11 protein-coding genes and 1 pseudogene are annotated in these 18,655 nt (G+C 70.2%); 4 read left to right on the forward strand and 8 right to left on the reverse strand.

Features of this window, described 5'->3' with window-relative positions:
* From KBI5_RS10600 to KBI5_RS26275, 5 genes are all read right to left on the reverse strand, one after another.
* Positions 1-1,365 (reverse strand): protein kinase family protein (locus tag KBI5_RS10600; RefSeq protein WP_116289890.1); only part of this gene is annotated, 1,365 nt, incomplete at its 3' end.
* A 403-nt stretch (positions 1,366-1,768) separates the two neighbouring features.
* The gene (gene murJ / locus KBI5_RS10605) at positions 1,769-3,919 is read right to left on the reverse strand and encodes a murein biosynthesis integral membrane protein MurJ (protein ID WP_241882811.1); all 2,151 of its coding nucleotides are present in this window, start codon (positions 3,917-3,919) and stop codon (positions 1,769-1,771) included.
* A complete protein-coding gene (locus KBI5_RS27770; RefSeq protein ID WP_241882813.1) occupies positions 3,916-4,116 on the reverse strand; it encodes a hypothetical protein in 201 nt (66 codons plus the stop codon). The genes murJ and KBI5_RS27770 overlap by 4 nt, the downstream gene beginning before the upstream one ends.
* A gap of 396 nt (positions 4,117-4,512) precedes the next feature.
* Positions 4,513-7,221 carry a DUF6049 family protein gene (locus tag KBI5_RS27775; protein ID WP_241882808.1) on the reverse strand — a complete coding sequence of 903 codons (2,709 nt, stop codon included), beginning with the start codon at positions 7,219-7,221 and terminating at the stop codon, positions 4,513-4,515.
* Between the two features lie 87 nt (positions 7,222-7,308).
* Positions 7,309-7,458 (reverse strand): hypothetical protein, encoded by a 150-nt coding sequence (locus KBI5_RS26275; protein ID WP_023839965.1) that lies wholly within the window; start codon positions 7,456-7,458, stop codon positions 7,309-7,311.
* Positions 7,459-7,629: 171 nt separating this feature from the next.
* Here KBI5_RS26275 and KBI5_RS10615 point away from each other — a divergent pair, with 171 nt between their 5' ends.
* On the forward strand, positions 7,630-9,138 hold the full coding sequence (locus tag KBI5_RS10615; RefSeq protein WP_085015140.1) for a CCA tRNA nucleotidyltransferase: 1,509 nt from the start codon (positions 7,630-7,632) through the stop codon (positions 9,136-9,138).
* On the opposite strand, the gene KBI5_RS10620 is transcribed toward KBI5_RS10615, so the two are convergent.
* From KBI5_RS10620 to KBI5_RS10630, 3 genes and pseudogenes are all read right to left on the reverse strand, one after another.
* Positions 9,119-10,489 carry an MFS transporter gene (locus tag KBI5_RS10620; RefSeq protein ID WP_085015141.1) on the reverse strand — a complete coding sequence of 457 codons (1,371 nt, stop codon included), beginning with the start codon at positions 10,487-10,489 and terminating at the stop codon, positions 9,119-9,121. The genes KBI5_RS10615 and KBI5_RS10620 overlap by 20 nt on opposite strands.
* A 160-nt stretch (positions 10,490-10,649) precedes the next feature.
* Positions 10,650-11,723, reverse strand: coding sequence for an inositol-3-phosphate synthase (locus tag KBI5_RS10625; protein ID WP_011438883.1), 1,074 nt, complete (start codon positions 11,721-11,723; stop codon positions 10,650-10,652).
* Between the two features lie 344 nt (positions 11,724-12,067).
* A pseudogene (locus KBI5_RS10630) lies at positions 12,068-12,658 on the reverse strand (PadR family transcriptional regulator); the annotation flags it as partial.
* Between the two features lie 372 nt (positions 12,659-13,030).
* Between KBI5_RS10630 and KBI5_RS10635 the strand changes: the two are divergent.
* From KBI5_RS10635 to KBI5_RS10645, 3 genes are all read left to right on the forward strand, one after another.
* Positions 13,031-13,438, forward strand: coding sequence for a DUF5318 family protein (locus KBI5_RS10635; RefSeq protein WP_085015143.1), 408 nt, complete (start codon positions 13,031-13,033; stop codon positions 13,436-13,438).
* A gap of 768 nt (positions 13,439-14,206) precedes the next feature.
* Positions 14,207-17,020, forward strand: coding sequence for a transglycosylase domain-containing protein (locus tag KBI5_RS10640; RefSeq protein ID WP_241882810.1), 2,814 nt, complete (start codon positions 14,207-14,209; stop codon positions 17,018-17,020).
* Between the two features lie 47 nt (positions 17,021-17,067).
* Positions 17,068-18,655 (forward strand): glycosyltransferase 87 family protein (locus KBI5_RS10645; protein ID WP_085015144.1); only part of this gene is annotated, 1,588 nt, incomplete at its 3' end.

The following is an 18,655-nucleotide window of genomic DNA, read 5'->3' on the forward strand; positions in this document are numbered from 1 at the left end:
GTCGTCGTATCCGCCGCGGTCGTCGTATCCGCCGCGGTCGTCGTATCCGCCGCGGTCGTCGTATCCGCCGCGGTCGTCGTATCCGCCGCGGTCGTAGCCGGTCCCGCCAGCGCGCGACCCGCGGGGGCCTTCCACCCGGGTGTCGTACCGGGCGTACCGGGCGTCCCGGGCCTGGGCGGGGCCGGGGTAGCCGGCCGTGTCGGCATAGCGGCCCTGCGCCGGGTAATTCCCCGGCGCGAGGTAGTCCGAGGAGGYGAAGGCGTCCACATCCATCGCCTCGGTGCTGGGCGGGGCGTCGCTTAGGCTCATCAACCCGGTGTCGAGCACGGCGTCCACCGGGTTGATCGACTCCAGCTCCTCGACCAGGTCGGCCGCCGTGGTGATGGGCGCTCCGACCCGGTCGTCGCCGAGGGTGGCCATGGTGATGGCGTCGAGATCACGCGGAACTGACGAGGCGACCTGTCGGGGAGTCCGCAGCCGGCCGCCCGAGGTGGGTGCGGTGGGCAGACCGTGGTCCCCGCCAAGGGGCCAGTAACCGGTGAGCCCGGCATACAGCAGGCCACCGAGCGCCCGGACRTCGGCCGCGGCGATCAGGTCGGGWTTCACCGCCGTGGCGTCGGAGCCGCCGCCCGCGCGGTCGGCCGTGCCTGGGCCGGAACCGTCGTCCCCGCCGATCCCACTCTGGTCGGGCTGCCTGCCGTGCCCGTCGAGCTCCGTCGCGGGGAGGGAACCGTCGAGTTCCGCGAGCACCCCGCCGATCTCCAGGTCGATGACCTTGACGGTGCCGTGGCTGGAGACGATGACGTCACCGGGGTTCAGGTCACCGTGATGGATGCCGCGCTCGTGTGCCGCGGCGATGACTCGGGCCGCTGCGAGCACCACGGCGCCGGCCTGCTCCGGGCGTAGCGGCCCGTCGGTGGAAAGCTGACGCAGCGTTTTGCCGTCCACCCATTCCGAGACGACGTAGGAGATGCGTCGGGACTCGGCCGTGGTAGTGGTGGCGTCGTAGGTCGAGGCGGCCCCGGGATGCACCAGCCGACCGGAGTTGATCGCCGCGGTGAGAAGCCGACGGGCCGCCTGCTCCTGCGCCGGATCCGTGACCGGCCCGCCGCCGCCCGCGGACGCGGGGCCGTGCTCGACGATGCGCACCGCCACCGGTCGGGCGAGCACCTTGTCGTCGCCTCGCCAGAGGGTGACGGGCCCACGGGTCGTCAATGCGGAGAGTAGACGGTAGCGGCGGTCGAGCACGGACTCGGCGAGGATGGCGGTGCCGGAGGGCGGCGTCGCACCCCGGACTCCGGGCGCGTTCGGGTTCACGTCGTTATCGACGTCCCCGGCCTGCGGTCGGTTGCTTCCGTCGACCACAGCGCCTCCGTCGTCCACGGGCCCGGCGTCCATAATCCGCCGTCGGCTTCCCTACCWCACCCGGGCAGGGGTTCCGCCCAGCGTGCCGCCACCGTAGGCGGACACCCGGGTACCCTCCGTCGCTCTGACCAGCCGCCTCGATGAACGAAGCGACGAGCGGGAGGCTGCGCCTGGTTCACCGGCGACGTTGGGTGGGGCCCGCGCACAGCGTGTCCAGTGTACGAGGAGGTCAGGAGGATCTCGCGAATGTCTTGGGACAACCCGCCCATGTGTACCGACTGTGACGATCGGCGAGCCGATTCTTCCGGTGACGTGCGAGGATGCCCCGAGAGCAACGACGACGAGGATCTTCCTGGTGCCGGCGGGATCGTCTCGGCTGGCCCGTAGGTGCCATCACCGCCGGTCAGTCGCGTTGCGATGACCGTCCCGGCGGTCGGGGCAGCCGGCCGCCGAGTCGTCCGTTCACCTCCGCCAGCAGGGCGTTGATCTCGTGTATCCCCGTCCGGGTGCCGACCGCGAGGAAGAGCCCGCCTCCCACGGCCGCGGCGAGCACCACCGCGATCCCGGAACCAAGCCACCCCTCACCCACGACCGCGCGGACACCTCGGGCGAGAAGCGACGCGAGGACGGCGCCGATCCCGGCCGAGATCGCAACCCGGGTGATGACCCGCACGGTGCGATTGCCATCGATTCCCCCGAGCCGCCGGTGCAACAGGGCGCTCGTCGCAGCGAGGCCCATCAGGTAGGCGGTGGCGAAGGAGAGCGCCAGCGCGACGGCCCGGTGCTCCTCGGGCACGACCACGGTGAGGACCAKGGCACCGATGACGTTCACCGCCACGACCCCGATGTTGACCAGGGCCGGGGTGCGACTGTCCTGGTAGGCGTAGAACACCCGTAGCTGCACCTGGAACAGAGAGAACGGCACGAGGGCCAGGGCGAAGGCGCTGAGGGTGTCGCCGATGTCCACAGCGTCGCCGTAGCCGGTCGCGCCGTGATGGAACACGGCGACGGCGATCGGCCGGCCCAGGGCGAGGATGAACAGGGCGGCGGGCACGATCGCGGTGATCGTGATCCGGGTTGCCATCGAGATGTCGGCCCGCACCAGGTCGCTGCGCCCCTGGGCGGCGTGCCCGCTCATCCTCGGCAACAGCGCGGTGATGACCGAGACGCCGATGATGGCGTACGGGAGCTGGAAGATCTGGTATCCGTACGTGTAGATCGTGTAGGCGGTCGTCGCCGTCGACAGGTTGACGATCACCAGATAGCCGGCCTGGCTGATCACGACGAACAGCAGCGTCCACCCCGCCAGCCGGGCCGTCGAGCGCAGTTCGGGATGCCGCATGTCCAACCGCGGCSGGTAGTGGAAACCGACCTTGCGCAGCGAGGGGAGCAGTGCGAGGGTCATGACGACGACRCCCAGCGTCGTCCCGGCGCAGAGCACCGTCACCTGAGTGTCGGTGATGGCCTTCGGCCCGTCCACACCCGGCGGGCGCGGCCCCGCGATGAAATAGGTGAAGCCCAGACAGGTGACGATGACCAGCAGGTTGTTCAGGATCGGGGCGAACATGGGCGCGGTGAACGACTGTCTGACGTTGAGGATCGCCCCGATCGTCGCGCCTACCCCGTAGAAGACGATCTGCGGCAGGAACCACCGCAGCATCGTGGCGGCGAGCGCCCGCTCGTCGGAGCCGGCGTGCAGGTAGAGACTGATGATCCACGGGGCGATCAGCATGCCCACTGCCACGACGGCCCCGAGGCCGAGGATCATGAGTGTGAGCAGCGACGACGCGAACGCGTCCCCCCCGTCGGGATCCTCCTTCGCGGTGCGGACCATGACCGGCACCACGACGCTCGTGAGGACGCCGCCGAGGAGCAGGTCGTAGAGGATGTTCGGCGTGGTGTTGGCGACGTTGTAGGCCTGGCTCACCGCACCGGTCCCGATCGCCGCGGCGATCGCGACGGTCCGCAGGAACCCGGATGCCCGGGAGACGATCGTGCCGATCGCCATGGTTCCACTGGCCCGGCCGAGGCCGGGCCCGGCCTCGGCCGGGCTGCCGGCCTGCATGGTTGCGCTGCCGCGCCGCGCCGTTGTGCTGTCGCGCCGCGCCGTTGTGCTGTCGCGCCGCGCCGTTGTGCTGCCGTGCGGCGCCGTGCYGGTGTCTCGTCGGGCCGGTTCGGGGGGGATGCGGCGGACGTTGCTGCGAGGAAGTGCCACCGTCGGCCTGGACTCGCTCAAGGACGGCCGACGGCGCTCGTCGYCGTCCCGACGGGAACGGTCGGCTCGGGTGCGTCRCTCCGGACGCGCCGCAGGCTCTGGGCGGTCTGGGGTGTCCCGCCATGAGGATCGTCCGATGGGGATGACAGGGCCGACCCCGGGCGGGGTCGGCAGCCGGCTCGTCCGCCCGTCGTCCAGCGGCGGGGTGCCGCGTTGCGATCGTTCCGGTATGCGTGGCCCCGGCGGGGGACCTCCTTCCGACGGAGGCGGCACATGGGGAGGCGGCGGTGGTGGGCCCGACGTGGCGGGAAGCTTCCGGGTCTGCTCGCCGGCGGTCATGCGCGGAGCGCCGGGAGCGGGGAGGCGGTCTGCGGATCGCGGATACCGCTCGTCGCGGGAGCTCGCGGGATCGTCATGGCGCGGGTCCGGGTGGCGCGGGCCGTCATAGCGCGCGCCGTCATGGCGCGGGTCCGGGTGGCGCGGGTCCGGGTGGCGCGGGCCGTCATGGCGCGGGTCCGGGTGGCGCGGGCCGTCATAGCGCGCGCCGTCGTACCGTGGGTCGCCCTGCCGCCGGTCTTCATGGCGTGGCGCGTCGAACCGTGGCGCGTCGAACCGTGGCGCGCCACGGCGTCCGTCCGGGTCGACAGGATGGTCCCGTTCCGGATGGTCCCGTTCGGAGTGCCGGGGCCGGCGCGCGAGTCCCCGGTCCGGATCTGGCTGCTCCGGACGGGTCTGCCAGGGATAACCGGGATACGACTGGTCCGGGGGGAACCGGGCCGGGCGTTCGGCCGCCGGGTAGCCGTCCTCGTCGCAGTACCCGACATCGGGTGGGTCCCGGTCCGACGGTCCACCGCCGGTACCGCGATCACGCCGGGGGTCGGTAGCACCCCTGCGATGCCGGGCCCCAGGCCGGCCCTCCTCCTCGACCGGCGTCATGGGCCGCTCCGTCGCCGTCGGAAGGGAGCTGTGGCCGCCGAGTCGCCGGTGTCCTCCTGGCTGTCGAGGCCGTGGCGAAGGGTGTCTCGGTCCTGGTCGTCATAGCGCCGGACGGCCGTCCGTACCACCGGCGTCGTCGTAGTCGAGGTGGCGGCTTCGCGCTCGTCGTCGCCACTATGCCGGGTCGAGACCGAGGCGGCGGGGGTGAGCGGACCGGCGGGGGTGAGCGGACCGGCGGGGGTGAGCGGACCGGCGGGGGCGACCGGATCGACCTGGTTCACCTGGTTCACCTGGTTCACCTGGTTCACCTGGTTCACCTGGTTCACCTGGTTCACCTGGTAGAGCGGGGCAGTCGGCCCGGTCATAGCCTCGTGCGGACCCGCCGGTCTACCCAGGTCGTCCTCGGCCCCACGCAGGCGGGCCCGTAGCCGTCGCGCCAGGCGGATGATGACCGCCAGGAGCAGCACGCCGATGGCACCGATGGTGATCGCGGTCGCGATGGCGCCRTAGACGGTGGATCGGACGAGAACCCGGTTCGGTGGTTCCTTGGACAGCGCCTGCCCGTCGAGGTTGAGTTTGCGGATCTCGAGKGGAAACGTTCCCGCGCCTTCGGCCTCCATCCCGATCTCGACCTGAGCCTTCTGCCCTGGGGGAAGGCGGAGTGTCTGCCGGGCTGGCGAGCGCAGCCGGGACCGGTTGGTCGAAGAGAAGGCGAGCACCACAGTGACCTCGTATTGGGTGTTGTTCTCCAAGGTGATCGGGACCAGCCCACGTTTGCTCGTCAGGTTGACGCTGCGGGAGGCCACCACCTGGATTCCGTTGCGGATCGCGGACGCCTCCCCGTCCACCTGCTGGCTCAACGACACACCGTCAACCCTGCGGTCTCCCCGCCACGCGGCGGAGGCCGCCGTGACAAGCGCGTTCTTCATCGGGTTGATGAGCTGCAGCTGRCACCTGGGACCGCGCCTGGGTGGGCACAGCACGGGGCTCAGGGCCTGCACCTCGTCGAGGACGTCCTCGACGGCGGTGAGGTAGTTGGCCGGCAGTTCGCGGGCCTGTGCCTCGGCCGGGTAGACGAGCCGGCCCGGCCGGTCGGCCGGCCGGCCCTGGCCCCCGGCACCTGCGTCGAGTCCCACCGAGGTGGAGTAGCCGCTGGTGAGGGTGTCGAGTACCGACCGTGCCCAGTCGCTCGGCGGATCCCAGTCCCGGGGCAGCGCCAGGACCTGGAACCGTTGCTCGGGTCGTTCGGCGGTGATCATGCCGAGCTCGGCCCGCAGGCGTGCCAGGGCCGTCCCGAAGTCGGGACCGTCGGGCAGCCCGGTGTAGGCGGTTGCGATCCTGGTGAGCCGGCGGTCGGCCGCGAGCGCCTGGATCGGTCCGGCCGAGGTGGCGAGGCTGACGGTCGCTGACGGAGTATAGGTGATCTTCGTCGCGGGGGGTAGCAGCTGGTCATCGAGGATCACGGTCCCGACCTCCAGCTGGCGCAGTACGTCCACGGTGGTGGCGTCCGCCGACCCGTCGGCAGGGTATGCGATGGTGCCCTTCTGTAGAGGGGCACGCCCCAACAGTTGGGCCAGCACAACTTCGCCAGTCTTGACGGCGTACTTCATCGTGTCCAGCTTCCGGGCGTGGACGAGCGCGGTCAGATCGGCATCCCCGTAGGGCAGCGCGAACACCATGCCTCCGTGCTCGGCGAAGCGCACGATGTCGGAGAGAAAARGGGCCGCATCGGCGTTCGCCTGCGCATGAACGGGCCCGCCCGGGGTGGCGTAGTCGTAGCCGCCCGGCTGCGCCATGATGGTCAGYGCCTGCACCAGGGTCGGATCGACGGCGAGCRTGACCGGCGGCGCGGCGGCGGTCAGCAGCCGGGACAGCCGGCCGCCCGGCTTCACCTCGTCCGCGAGCGCGTTGTCGGTCAGCCTGCCGTCCGAGCGCAGGCGCGGCTGATCTGCGATCGGCAGGACCGCTGCGATCGGCGTCCTCGGCTGCTGCGGATTCGGCGCCCAGACCAGGAAGGTGTAGGCCGCGCCGATCGGTGCCACGGCGCGGCCCCCGACGGAGCCGGTAATCCGTAGCTGGATCGGGTACACCCCCAGGCTCGGCGGCAGGTCCAGCGCGGYGCGATCGGTGGCGATCCGGAAGGGCACGGGCGCGGCACCCTGGGTGGGCGGGGCGGCCAGCGGCTGGGTGCCGTCGCCGTTCGCGAGGACCACCTGGCGGTAGCTGCGTGTTCTCGCCGTGGCCGGGTCATCGGTCAGGGTGGCCAGCTGCCCGCGTGAGGTCACCCTGGCGCCTATCCACAGGCTCATGGAGAGGTGGGCCAGCGGCTCCCCGACCGTGGTGATGAGCTGGCCGCTGACGGAGARCATGGTCGAGYCCCCCGGGGTGGGGGGACTTACCTCATCCAGATCGATCGTCACCGGGTTCGGCGAACCACCGGGCCTGGCTGCCGTGTTATCCGGAGTGATAGATGGCAAATTATTCGATTTATCGGTGGATGAAGATGCGGAAGATCGTGGTGTTCTTGTAGATGAACCGTGGTGGGTAACCGGTTCGACGAGGACTCCCCCGGCCGACGCGGGGGCCGAAGCCGAAGCCGAGGCCGCGCAGACCCCGGGCACGGCCACGGCGAACAGGGCCAGCGCCGCGAGCATCGCYGCCCAACGAGGTCCACGACGGYGCCGCCCGGGTCCCTTCTCACGCATCGTCACAGCCTGTCCCGCTCATCCGAACAGCCTGTCTCACTCATCCGAAGTCTGTCGATGCGGTCGTGTGGTCATGCGGTCGTGTGGTCATGCGGTCGTAGTCAGCAGGGTGGGCACCTCGTGGATCAGGCGGCGTTCATCGGCGTACGCGAGGCTGCCGGTCACCTGGGTCAACAGCACCCACTCCGCCGCCCGGCGCAACGGCGCGCGACCGGTGGTGGAGGTCGGCGGCGGCATGGGTTGATCGTACGAGCCCCCGGCGACCAGCCGGCCCGCCTGTCCGGAACGCCGGGGTTACGGCTTGGTTCCGCTAGGCCCTCCCCGGTTGGACGCCGAGAAATCATGATCATTGTTTCGGGTCCACGTGCCGGATCACCGGCGGTGAGGCCGTAACCTGAAGGTGTGTCAGTGATCAGTCTGGACAATCCGCGAGACTCGGCCGAACGGGTGGTGAGTGAGCTGTTGAGGGTGCCGCCGGCCGCCGATGAGCTTGGCCGCGTCTTCACCGCGAACGGCTACCTCCTTCACCTCGTCGGTGGTTCGGTACGGGACGCCCTGCTCGGCAGGCCGGCATCCGCTGTGTCCGGGGCCGTACCGGCCGATCTCGACTTTGCCACGGACGCCCGCCCCGAGCGGGTTCTGGAGATCACCCGAGGATGGGCGGAGGCGACCTGGGAGGCCGGAATCGCCTTCGGCACGGTCGGGCTCGCTCGGCACGGTGTCCGGTTCGAGATCACTACCTACCGTAGCGAGGCGTACGACCGGAAGTCCCGCAATCCGGCCGTGACCTACGGCGACAGCCTGGAGGCGGACCTGTCCCGGCGGGACTTCACCGTGAATGCGATGGCGGTGTCCGTGCCCGGCCATGACTTCGTCGACCTGTTCGGCGGGATGGCAGATCTCGCCCGCGGCGTGCTGCGTACCCCCGCAAGCCCCGAGGCGTCGTTCGACGACGACCCGCTGCGCATCCTGCGGGYCGCCAGGTTCGAGGCGGCCCTGGGCCTCACCCCGGTACCCGAGCTGGTCGCGGCGATGCGCTCGCGGGCCGATCGGCTCGCGGTCGTCTCCCCCGAGYGGATCCGCGACGAACTGCGCAAGCTCATGTCGGCTCCCGACCCGGTCGCCGGTCTGGAGCGGTTGGTCGAGGTCGGGATCGCCGACATCGTGCTGCCCGAGGTGTCCRCCATGCGGATGGAGATCGACGAGCACCACCAGCACAAGGACGTCTACGCCCACACCATGACGGTGCTGCGTCAGGCGATGACCCTGGAGGAGCCGGGGGAGCCGGACGAGGTGCTGCGCTGGGCCGCGCTGCTGCATGACATCGGCAAGCCGCGGACCCGCCGGCACATGACGGGTGGGCGGGTGTCCTTCCACCACCATGAGGTCGTCGGCCGGGACATGGCCCGCCGCCGGCTCGCGGCGCTGCACTTCCCCAAGGACGTGACTGACGCGGTCTGCCGGCTTGTCTACCTGCACCTGCGCTTCCACGGATACGGGGCGGGCGAGTGGACCGACGCCGCCGTACGCCGCTACGTGCACGACGCGGGTCCTCAGCTCTCCCGGCTGCACAAGCTGGTCCGCTCGGACTGTACGACCCGCAACCGGCGCAAGGCCGCGGCGTTGTCCCGGACGTACGACTCGCTCGAGGAGCGGATCGCCGAGCTCGCCGCGCGCGAGGAGATCGCCGCGATCCGGCCGGAGCTTTCCGGGGACGACATCATGGTGCTGCTGGGGCTGCCACCGTCCCGGTTGGTGGGCCAGGCCCGGTCGCACATGCTGGAGTTCCGCTTCGAGCACGGGATCGTCGGCCGGGAGGCCGCCGAGGCCGAACTGTTCCGGTGGGCCCGGGAGCACGAGGTGCCCGTCCCCGGTGATGCGCCCGTCCCCGGTGAGCTCACGCCTCGGCGGGGGTGACGGGCCTGGGCTGACCGTCCGGGCCAGGGCGGTCAGCCGGTCGTGCCGATCCGGGCTCGCCGATGTGACGGATGATCCGGTCTTCCGGATGGCGGTGGGCGGCCCGGTAGTACAGGATCCCGGCGAGCGCGTAGCCGGCCCCGGCTACCAGGACCACCGGAACGGACCGGCCCTCGTCCGGCAGGACCACGGCGGCCACCGCCGCGGCCGCCACGAAGGCGACATTGAACAGCAGGTCGTAGAGCGAGAAGGCGCGACCGCGGTAGGCGTCGTCGGTCTCCTCCTGCACGATGGTGTCCACGCAGATCTTGCTGGCCTGTGCGGAAAACCCGAGCAACGCTCCCGCGACGATGAACAGCGTCGAGGAGAAGGGTAGCCCGAGCGCGACCTCGACGACCCCGCCGAGTACCAGGACGAGGGCGATCCAGCTCGACTTCGGCATGCGCCGCGTGACGCGGGGAGTCGCGAGCGCGGCGCTGATCGTGCCGGCTCCACTGGCGGCGACGACGGCGGCGAGTCCCGCGAGCCCGCCTTCCGAGCCGGTGAAGTAGTTGCGATACAGCAACACCGTCATCACGAGGATCAGGCCGTAGGCGGCCCGCGAGGTGGTGAGGGCGGCGAGCGCCCGCCGGGCCGGCCCGTGGTTCACCAGATAGCGGGCGCCGTCGAGCATGTCGGCGACGACCTGGGTGGTCTGCGCCCAGGCGCCCTGCCAGGCCATCGTCTCCAGCGGACCGAAGTCGCTCCGCCCCGCCCGCGCCGCGGTGGCGGCGGCTACAAGGTAGGTGAGAGCCGCCAGAGCGGCGACGAACGCCACCGCCCCGTCCTCGCCGCCGATYAGCCCGCGCAGTCCGCTGCCGACACCGGCTCCGGCGAGCGTCGCGACGGTGCCGGAGGTGACGGACAAGGCGTTCGCCGTGACAAGCCGGTCGAGGCCGACCACGACCGGGAGCCCGGCGGACAGCGCCRCCAGCACGAAGCGGTTCATGCTCACCGAAGCCAGTGCCACCGCGTAGAAGTCGAGGCCCGTCTGGCCGGTGGCGATCAGAGCGACCAGGATGCCCATCAACAGCATCCGGACGAGTGAGCAGACCACCAGAACCCGCTGGCGGGACACGCGATCGAGCACGATGCCGGCGAAGGGTCCGATGACGCTGAACGGCAGCACAACGATCGCGAGCGACGCGGCCAGGGCCGCCGCTGAGGTCGCCCGTTCGGGAGAGAACAGCACATAGCTGACGAGGCTCGCCTGGAAGACGCCGTCGGCGGCCTGGGAGGTGAGCCTGGACGCGTAGAGCATCCGGAACCCACGATCGTGCAGCAGCTCACGAAGGTTCTCCGCCCGGGCCACGTCGTCAGCCTAGGACCAGACTGGTCGGCTCGGGGCACAAGGTCCGGCCGCCCCCCTCCGGGCGGCCGGACCTTGTGTTTCCGACCGGGTCCGCTGGCCGGCCGATCCGACGAGGAGGACCCGACGAGAAAGATGAGGACGACGAGGAATCAGCCCTCGATCAGCCCTCGTCGCGGATGAACGCCTCCACCCGGTCCCGGGCCTCGTTGTCGCGGTACTGCTCCGGCGGGGACTTCATGAAGTAGGAGGAGGCGGAGAGGACCGGGCCGCCGATGCCCCGGTCGAGTGCGATCTTGGCGCAGCGCACCGCGTCGATGACCACCCCGGCGCTGTTGGGGGAGTCCCATACCTCAAGCTTGTACTCGAGGTTCAGCGGCACGTCGCCGAAGGCACGTCCCTCGAGGCGGACATAGGCCCACTTGCGGTCGTCCAGCCAGGCGACGTAGTCCGACGGCCCGATGTGCACGTTGTCCTTGCCGAGGTCGTGGGAGACTTGGGAGGTCACGGCCTGCGTCTTGGAGATCTTCTTGGACTCCAGCCGCTCGCGTTCCAACATGTTCTTGAAGTCCATGTTGCCGCCGACGTTGAGCTGCATGGTCCGATCCAGGATCACGCCGCGGTCCTCGAAGAGCTTCGCCAGAACCCGGTGGGTGATGGTCGCGCCGACCTGTGACTTGATGTCGTCGCCGACGATCGGCACGCCTGCCGCGCGGAACTTCTCCGCCCACTCGGGCACCCCGGCAATGAACACCGGCAGGCAGTTGATGAAGGCGACGCCGGCGTCGATGGCGCACTGGGCGTAGAACTTCGCGGCGTCCTCGGAGCCGACCGGCAGGTAGCAGACGAGTACGTCGGCACGGGTCTCCCGCAGGGTTGCGACGACGTCAACCGGCGGTTCGTCCGACTCCTCGATGGTCTCCCGGTAGTAGCGGCCGAGGCCGTCGAGGGTGTGGCCGCGGCCGACGGTGACCCCGAGTGGGGGGACGTCCGCGATCTTGATGGTGTTGTTCTCGCTGGCGGCGATGGCCTCGGAGAGGTCGCGGCCGACTTTCTTCGCGTCCACGTCGAACGCGGCGACGAATGTCARGTCCGAGACGTGGTACTCGCCCAGCCGCACGTGCATCAGCCCGGGGACCCGGGCTGACGGGTCGGCATCGCGGTAGTACTCGATCCCCTGGACCAGCGAGACAGCGCAGTTGCCTACGCCGACAATGGCGACACGTACCGAGCCCATGATGGTCTGCTCCTTAGCTGAGATCTTCGTGGAAGTGGGTCATATGGGGCACGCAGCTCCGCCGCGGCATTCCCGATCATGCTGGTCGGGAACAGGGACCCGCTACGGGATGACGTTCATCGGGTGGTCGGGACCTCGCCGTCGGGGTCCTGGCCGGCTGTCCGCGGGGCCCGCCTGCTCCGGCCACGCCTGTTCACGTTCACGTTCAGGTGCGCRTCGCCGTCGGCAGGCGTGCCGCCATCCCGTGYGCGCGGGTCGTCCTGGCGGTCCGCCTGCGCCGGAGGGCTTCCCGGCCCGCTTGGGCGGGCTGGTTCGACGACGGGTACCCCCGGCTGCACGGATCCTGTGGACGGGGTTGTGGGCAAACCTGTGGATCCTGTGGACAACTGTGGTCCCTGGGTGCCGACGGGGGTGCCGGCGCGTTCGGTCTCGATCAGCTCGTTCAGCCAGCGGACCTCACGTTCGACCGATTCCAGGCCGTGGCGCTGCAACTCGAGTGTGTAGGAGTCGAAACGCTCGACGGTCCGGGTCAGGGCCGATCGAACCTTCTCCCGGCGCTCCTCGAGCCGCCCGCGGCGACCTTCGAGGATGCGGAGGCGGACAGCGGCGTCCGTCTTCGAGAAGAAGGCGAAGCGCACGCCGAACATCTCGTCTTCCCAGGACGACGGTCCGCCCTCGCCCAGCAGGTCCGCGAGCTTCTCCTTGCCCTCGCCCGTCAAGGTGTAGACGACCCGACTGCGCCCGCCGAGACGGCTCGCGGCGCCGACGTCGTCCGCGGTGACGTAGCCGGCGGACGCGAGACGACGCAGACAGGGATAGAGCGAGCCGTAGCTGAACCGGTGGAACGCGCCGAGGAGCGCCGCGAGCCGTTTGCGCAGTTCATAGCCGTGCATAGGGCTCTCGGAGAGCAGGGCGAGGACCGCCAGCTCCAGCATGATCCACCCCTTCTCGACCGTGATGCCCCGTGATGCCCTGCCGACCGTTCCGCGGGCCGTGGTGGACCACGGCCCGCGGAACGGTCAGCTCGACATATCGGAGCGATACATCGAGGATAGACGTCGCGGGACGAGCACCGCAACCAGGAATGACCAGTCGGCGACCGGGAGATGACAGATAGGCGCCCTGCCGGTGCATCCCGACCCCTGCCGGACCATCGGTCCCGCGCGGCCAGATCCCGGTGCGGGCGGGCTCACACTGTCATCCGGATCACAGTCGGGATGTGGAGCTGGGAGACCGGTTTGGCGGCTGTGCGGACCGTCTGTGCGGACCGTCTGTCTGGAAGCCGGCTCCGGCGTACCGTTGCTGGCATGCGTCCGCGGTCGGTCATCGACTACGCGCTCGCCCGCCGGGCGACGCTGGCGGATCTCTTCGCGGGCAGGATCTCGTCGTTGGATGTCTGCGACGCGCATCCTTATCTGCTGCGGGCGGCCAGGTACCACGGTGAGCGGACCACGAAGCGATGCCCGGTCTGCCGAGGCGGCGATCCGCTCATCCATGTCACCTACGCCTACGGCGACGAGCTCGGGGAGAGCTCCGGGCGGGTTCGCACCACCAGGGAGCTCCCCGCGCTCGCGTCGAGGTACAGCGAGCTGCGGATCTATGTGGTGGAGGTGTGTCCGCCCTGTGGCTGGAACCACCTGGTCACTTCTTATGTGATCGGGACGGGGGAGYCGAGGGCGAAGAAGCAGATCCGGCGGCGGACCGCGGACCGCTGACGGCTGGTCGTCCCCGAGAGGCRCAAAGGACGCCCTGCGCGAGGGGGCGGAATTCGGCGTGAGACCCTGGTCTGCCATGTGGGTCTCATGGCAGGTCCTGGCGTCGCATCCGCCATGGGCTGACCTCGTCACAGCCTCGCCGGGTGAATGCGGCGAGTGAGCGAACATCACGTAGTCGGCCCCGGTCCGATGGTGGACCGGTGGTCGCCGGGATCGTGCACGGTCCGGGCCGAGACGGGCCGGTTCTGTAGATCCTGTGGAAATCGGACCTTCGGTGATGGTTGGGGGCGCCGGCCCGTCTCCTGCGGCGGTCCGGATACCGGGGAGTCCCGCGGCGACGGATGGAGCGGTTGGTGAGCTCTCCCTACGATCAGGGCCTCTAGTCGGGGTGGTCCTGCACCTGACCGAGCATGGCCTAACCCGGACGGCCAGTCCCGGGTACCCGCGGACCGGGTACCCCCGGACCGGGTACCCCCGGACCGCGCCCGGCGGCCGGAGCAGGCCAGGCCCGGCCAGGCCCAGCCAGGCCAGGCCCGGGCAGGCCAGGCCCGGGCAGGCCAGGCCCGGGCAGGCCAGGCCCGGGCAGGCCAGGCCCGGGCAGGCCAGGCCCAGGGACGCCGGCTGGTGCCGCCGACGGGCCGGCCCACCGGCGGGAGAGGGGAACGCACCGCTCTCGTGCCACCCGCGGCTCCCTCCGCCGCGGCGAGGACGAACACGCCGCCGGACGGTGGGACCGGTCGGGGTGCCGGTGCCACCGTCGGGGGGTGGGTGCCGGACCGTGGCATCGGGAAGTCCGACGCGCCCGGCCGTGAACCGTCCAGCGCTCGTCCCGGCATGCCCGTCGGCGAGGCGACCGGTCGTCGCCGAGGCGGCGGCGCGCCCTCCGGTCGGGCGACCCCCACCCGGCGGGTTCCCGGCCGTGGGTTCTCCGATCGGACCGCCTCTGACCGCGGCGTCCCCGATCGTGGGCCGGACCAACCGGCAGACCGGACAGCCGGCGAGGTCAACACCCTGTACGACACCGTCGACCAGGAAGCCCTACGACGGGTCGATGTCCGGGAACRCACCGTGGACGCCACCGTTTACCACAAGGTGATGCCGGAGCGGGACTCCCGGAATGGCCGCCGCAACGGTGTGTCGGACCGCGACCGCATGACCGAGGTGACGCCCGCTCAGCGGGTGGCCGGTCGGCGCGACCTCACCCGCGCCACCGAACTGATGGCCGTCCGGAGCCGGGCACGGGAGGGAGACGGATCGGCCGCTACCCGCCGGATGGCGGGTGGGCGACCGGGCGCGGATCGGATCGAGCCCCGCCGGACCGGTCCAGGCCGGCCCGGTCCAGGCCGGGCCGGCCCGGGCCGATCCTCCCGGGCGGAGATGGGTGTCCCGGGCGGGGCGGGAGGACCCGGGCGCCGCAACGGGAAGGCCCCCCGGCCGGGCCAGGGGCGACACGGCCCGATGTGGTGGCGACGGCGCCCGCGCTGGCTGCGCCGTCTGGTCTTCGCCAGCTTCTTCTCCGGTCTTCTCCTGTTCGCCGCCGGCATCGGCGTCATCTACGCGGCGACCCGGGTCCCGCTGCCTGCCGAGGTGAAGACGGACCAGACGTCGATCATCTTCTACGGACCGCCGGCCGGCTCGCACCAGGACAACGGTGAGGAGYTTGCCCGGATCGGCACCGTGAACCGCACCGACGTGCCGCTCGCCGAAGTGTCCGTGGACATGCAGCACGCGGTGCTCGCGGCCGAGGACAAGAACTTCTATCACGAACCCGGTATCTCTCCCAAGGGCATTGCCCGGGCGCTCTACGTGAACGTCACCGGCGGGGAGCTGCAGGGTGGTTCGACCATCACCCAGCAGTACGCCAAGAACGCGTACCTGTCGCAGGAGCGGACCTTCACCCGCAAGATGCGCGAGATCGTGCTCGCGGTGAAGCTGGGCCAGAAGTACTCCAAGGGACAGATCCTGGAGTTCTACCTGAATACGATCTACTTCGGCCGGGGCGCCTACGGTATCGAAGCGGCGGCGAAAGCCTACTTCAACACCTCGGCCGCCAAACTCACCCCCGCCCAGGGGGCGGTCATCGCGGGCCTGATCCGATCACCCAACTACCTCGACCCGGCCAAGAACCCGGGTCCGGCGGCGAACCGCTGGCACGACGTGGTCGCGACGATGGTCGCCGAGGGCTGGGCTCCGCCGGGGCTCGCCCAGCAGAGCCCCCCACCCGTGGCCGCGAAGGCGCAGGACGCCGCCGCCTCGTCCGACCAGATCGCGTACATCCGCGATCAGGTCAAACGTGAGCTTACGACCGTCGGGAAGATCACCGAGGATCAGATCAACCGCGGTGGACTGCGCATCACGACCACGATCGACAAGGGGCGGCAGTTCAAGGCCTTCCAGGCGGTGAGCGACGTGCTGGGCCCGGCGTACGCCGCCGTGCCGGATCTGCGTACCGGGCTCACCGCGATAGAACCCGGGACCGGCAGGATCCTCGCCTGGTACGGCGGGTCGCTCTACGGCAAGGACGCACAGGGCCACGAGCAGTACGTCGACAACGTGTCAGGGGCGCAGGTGCAGTCCGCCTCCACCTTCAAGACGATCACTCTGGTCGCCGCGTTGCGTCAGAACATCAACCTCAAGTCGACCTTCGCCGCTCCCGCCAAGATCACACTGCCGGGGAATTACGTGGTCAGCAACGACGAGGGTGAGGCGGGCGATCTCGGATACAAGAACCTCATCGAGGCGACGGCGGGCTCCATCAACACGGTGTACGTACCGCTGGGGCAGAACATCGGCGTCTCGAACATCATCAAGACCGCGCGCGACCTTGGCATCCCGGCCAGTACCCAGCTGCGCAACGAAGCGGGTATCACGCTGGGCCAGGACGACGTGCACGCGGTGGATATGACCACGGTCTACGCGACCCTCGCCGGCGCCGGAGTGCGGGCCACACCGCACATCGTGGACAAGGTGGTCGACGGCAACGGGCAGGTGATCTATTCGGGTACCCCGGATGTGAAGCAGGTCATCCCGGCCACGGTGGCCCGCGACGCCACGTACGCCCTGCAGAGCGTGTTGACGGATTCGAGTGGCACCGGAAAGCGGGCCCGGCTGGACGGCGGGCGGGAGGCCGCCGGCAAGACCGGGACGTCGACCAACTTCCGGTCGGCCTGGTTCTGCGGGTACACCAGGGAACTCGCGTCCTGCGTGAACATGTTCCGGGGCAAGGGCACCGAGCAGGATGTGCTGAAGGGCATTCCCGGCGCCGAGAAGGGCGTCTACGGGGGTACCTACCCGGCCAAGGTGTGGAAGGCGTTCATGGACGCCGCGCTGACGGGGGTGCCGCCGTCGAAGTTCGATCCGCCGGCCTTCGGTGGCCTCGTGCAGGATAACGAGCCCGAGCCGACTCCCACACCCACCCCGGCGCCGAGCGCCTCATCGAGCCAGCCCGGCGATACCGGCGTCAACCTGGGCGATCTCCTGAACCCCAGTGGCAACGGCAACGGCGGTGGTCAGCAGCAGGGTGCCGGCCAGGCGGGCCGGCCGGCTCGACAGACGGGGATCTTCTCCGACCCGTTCAACTGACCGGGAGGTCGAGTTCAGTGCTGGTCATGGGCTGTCATGGGGCGAGAATGACGGGCATGGCCATGTCCCCGGCGTCCCCCGTCCGCGTCAGCCCGGCCCGGGAGGACCCGGTCGTCGCGGGGGCAAGCCAGCTCATCGGTGGGCCGCCGGGTGAGCACGCGGCCGTGCCCGACCGGCGTGGTTGGCTGACCCCGCTGCGGGTGCTGATGGCAATGGTCATCGTGGCCGGGGTCCTCGGCTACACCCAGAAGATCAGTTGCCGGGACACCCGGAACTGGACGCATGAGCACCAGTACACGGCGTTGTGCTACTCCGACATCGTCGCGTTGTACAGCCAGGAGGGGCTGGTCGACGGGAAGATCCCCTATCTGGACTACCCGACGGAATATCCGCCGTTGATCGGCGCCACCATGCAGCTCGTCGCCTGGCCGGCCGGTCTCGCGAACGGACCGCGGGCGGTCTACCGGGAGGAGAACGGCGAGCGCGTCTTCGACCATTACACGATGGACATGCGGTCGGCCGTCTTCTACGACCTCACCGCCCTGCTGTTCCTGATCGTGGCCTCGGTCGCGGTGTGCTGCACCGCGCTGGCGGCCGGATCGAGGCGGATCTGGGACGCCGCTCTGTTCGCGCTGGCGCCGACCCTCGTGCTGCATCTGCTGACGAACTGGGACATCATCGCGGTGGCGTTCGCGGCGGGCGGCCTGCTTGCCTGGTCCAGACGGGCTCCGAAGCTCGCCGGGATGCTAATCGGACTCGGCATCCTCACGAAGCTCTATCCGGCCCTGTTCCTGCTAGGGTTGGCCTTTCTCTGCCTCCGGGCCGGGAGGCTGCGCGAACTGGCCCGGACCGTCTGCGCGGCGGCGGTGACGGTGCTGGTGGTCATCGTCCCGCTATGGCTGACCGCCGGCTACTTCAACGCGGAGAACGCCCGCGTCGGCGACAGCATCTGGTCGACCTTCTGGCGAGGTGGTGACTGGATCCGGCTGGTCGGTGGTGGTCCGGACGGGGCCCGCAACGCCATCGCCCGGTTCTTCGATCTGAACTCCGACCGCGGCGCCGACTGGGACTCGCTGGCGTTCGGCGCGACCTGGCTTGCCGGCCGCTACGACCCGGCCTGGTTCGGAGCACTGCACCTGGTGGTCTCCGCGCTCACTGCCGTCGTCCTCGTCGCGGTGGCCGCGGCCGCGATCCATCATCGGCCCGATGCGCGCCGGCTGGTCATCGCGGCGGCCGCGGCCGGCTGGGTGACGATCGTCGTCGCCCTCCCGATGATCCTGCAGGGCTTGCGGAACAACGGCCTGCCCATCTCCACGTTGAACATCATCACTGGGGCGGCCCTGCTGGTCTCGGTGGTCGCCATCGGGTTACTCACCTGGCTCGCACCGCGCCGGCCCCGTCTGCCGCAGGTGCTGTTCCTGCTCGTCGTCGCCTTCCTGCTGACCAACAAGGTCTTCTCACCCCAGTACACGATCTGGCTGCTACCGCTGGCGGCACTGGCTCGGCCCCGATGGAGGCTGTTCCTGCTGTGGCAGGTCTGCGAGGCGTGGGTGCTGTTCACCCGATTCATGCACTTCATCTACAACGACACGCAGGGTCGTCACGGCATCGACCGGGGATGGTTCGTCGGCGCGG

The sequence above is a fragment of the Frankia sp. KB5 genome (assembly GCF_002099325.1).
In the GTDB taxonomy this organism is placed as follows: Bacteria; Actinomycetota; Actinomycetes; order Frankiales; family Frankiaceae; genus Frankia; species Frankia casuarinae.

What these genes read in the sequence shown, in the direction of transcription:
- KBI5_RS27770 (WP_241882813.1), bottom strand. Translation starts at nt 4,116, where the DNA reads ATGACGGCCCGCGCCACCCGGACCCGCGCCATGACGGCCCGCGCCACC.
- KBI5_RS26275 (WP_023839965.1), bottom strand. Translation starts at nt 7,458, where the DNA reads ATGCCGCCGCCGACCTCCACCACCGGTCGCGCGCCGTTGCGCCGGGCG.